Consider the following 2,495-nt stretch of genomic DNA (forward strand, 5'->3'; position numbering starts at 1 on the left):
TGCCGCGCCCCGTTACCGGAGATCCGCTGCGCCGACGTGGTGATCTTGTCCAGCCGCTTACGGGAGAAGAACGACGGTCCGGCGTTCCAGCACTTCTTGGCGGACTCGCAGCGCAGGTCAGCCGGAGTGTCGTACCAGATCCGGTACTTACCCGGATCCTTGCTGGCGAAGTTCTCCTCAGTACAGGAGACACCACCCTCGGCGAAACACCGCTCGGCAACGCTGAATGCCACACTGGCCGGTGCGGCCGTCGAATAGATGTTGTTCTTGCGCTGCCCGTAGTCGATGCGGGTCAGGTAACCGCCGCGGTCGTACTTGACCGGCGACTTGAAGTTGAAGTTGCGGGCGTAGTAGTTCTGCTCCTTGGCCCACCAGAGGCTCATCGCGTTGCCGTGGACGTCCTCGACATAGTCGAGCGACCAGCGCCAGCCCTGCGTACAGAACGACTTCTTGAAGTCCTCGATCGACGAACCCTGGTAGCAGGGCTCGTTGGCGTGGTTGGCATACACCGGTGCGGTCAGCACCGAGTTGGTGACGGCGGCGCCGTCGGTCCAGCCCGGCAGGCGGTTCATGCCGAAGTGGTAGCGGGTGCCGTCCTTGGTGGTGACGACCCAGTACTCGCCGTCCTTGTCGCCGTTCGCGCGAGTGGTGTCCTTGACCAGATCGATCTTCGAACCATCGCCATTACCGGTGGTCCACTTGTTGTTGGCGAACACCAGTTCGGTCGTCATGCCACCCAGCGACAGGGTGGCATTCTGCGAGCCCCAGCACAGGTCAGCCGTACGGTGCTTGGCATTGCTCGAACCGTCAGTCTTCGAATCCTGGCGGCAGTTGGCATAGGTCCGGGTGATCGAACCGGCCGCGTAGTCCCAGCCGTCACCGATCCACGAAGCCTGATTGTTGGTGGCCGACGTCCGCCCATCCACCGACTGCGACGAGTACCCCAGACCGATCTTCGGGGCGAGGCCGCCGGCGGTCTCCGGGACCTGCACCTGATACGAGTACGTGAAGGCACCCGACGACGAGCCCGCGGCCCACGAGCCCGACGACTGCAACGGCGTCGCCGTGTAGTCACCGGTCGCGGAGGCGCCGGTGTCCAGCGCGCCGACAACACCGGAACCGCTGGCGGCACGGGCGACCATTCCACCCGCACCACCCGTTCCCGGGTCGGCCAGCAGCTGCCCGACCGGCACCACACCGGTCACGATCCGGCGCGGAGCCGACGTTGCCGGCGCGTCGTCAGCAGCGGCCAGCGCCCGGGCCAGCGGCGCCGAGGCCGGCATGATCTCGACCTCGCTGCGCAGCGCCTGCGCGTTCGCCGCGACGGTGGCGGTGGCCGGGTCTTCCTCCTCGGCCGGAACCGGGGCACAGTCACCGGTCTCCGGCGAGTCGTAGACGCAGTCCGGCAGGGTCATCAGGCCGAACCGGTCGGCGGCCTGCGGACCGTACAGGTCGGCGAAGGCGGTGTAGTCGACGCTGAGCGCGACCTCGGCGGCCGGATCAGCGGTGACCGGCGGCGTCACCTTCATGATCAGACCGGCCACGTCGGCGTCCTGCGAATCCTGCGGAGCAGCCAGATCGATCGTCCACGTACCGGCAACCGCGGCCGCGTCGCCACCGGCCGGAACACCCAGCGCGATCGGTAGATCAGCCACCGGCGCCGGCTCCGCACCCGGGGTCGCACCGGTCAGATCAACCGAACCGGAACCCTCCTCCCACGCGTCGACCGCGGCCGGGGTGTATTCCTCCGTGGCGACCTCGGGAGCGGTGGTGAGGTTCTCCTCAGCACCCTCGTCCTCGTCGAGCGCCTTCGTCTCCGGCAGATCCGGCAGCTCGACCACTGCCTTCTCTCGGTCCATGCCGGCGCCCGGGATCGCATACGCCGCGACCGGAAGGCTCGTCACCGCCAGGACAGTCGTCAGCGACAGGAGGACCGCCGCGCGACCGCGGCGCCTCCATCGCAGGCCTGAATTCCTCAGGACCGGACCTGAATCACGCATACGCGTCGACTCCCCCATCAGGCGCGAAGACGAAAAAGAAGTGGTGCGAGAGCACCACGAGAAGCACGCCGAGCGAGGCGCGTGCCACGGCACTTTCCCGTCTGTCGATAAGGGAACTCAAGGACACGGACAGTGATCATCAACGATGTCCAGTGATGTCCGTCACGGACCTTTTACCTTCGAAAAGGGACAAGGTCACGGAAACGCCGGTTTCGGATAAGCCAAACGATCATGGACACCTTGGGTTACCAAAAGGGACGTGACGCTCTATGTCGGACGTAACTCTTTTAGGGATCCTTAAATCGATCACAGATCGATAACAGTCATGGGATAGACGGCCGGCGCGACCGCTTGCGATGGTGACGGCGCTCTGTGCCCCACGGCTCACCGTCGGGGCTGTTTGTGCTGTCCCATTCCGTCTGGTCTCCACGGGGGTAGATCGCCGTGACCGTGCCTCGCCTACTCAGTCCGTTCGTGCGTACGCGCACCCGGCTG

The 2,495-nt window shown here is 65.7% G+C and carries 1 pseudogene; it reads right to left on the bottom strand.

Annotated elements, in window-relative coordinates:
• Nucleotides 1-2,000, bottom strand: a pseudogene (locus ACFQV6_RS44110) (sugar-binding protein); the annotation flags it as partial.
• Between the last annotated feature and the right edge of the window lie 495 nt (nt 2,001-2,495).

Source organism: Actinoplanes sp. GCM10030250 (assembly GCF_042666575.1).
In the GTDB taxonomy this organism is placed as follows: Bacteria; Actinomycetota; Actinomycetes; order Mycobacteriales; family Micromonosporaceae; genus Actinoplanes.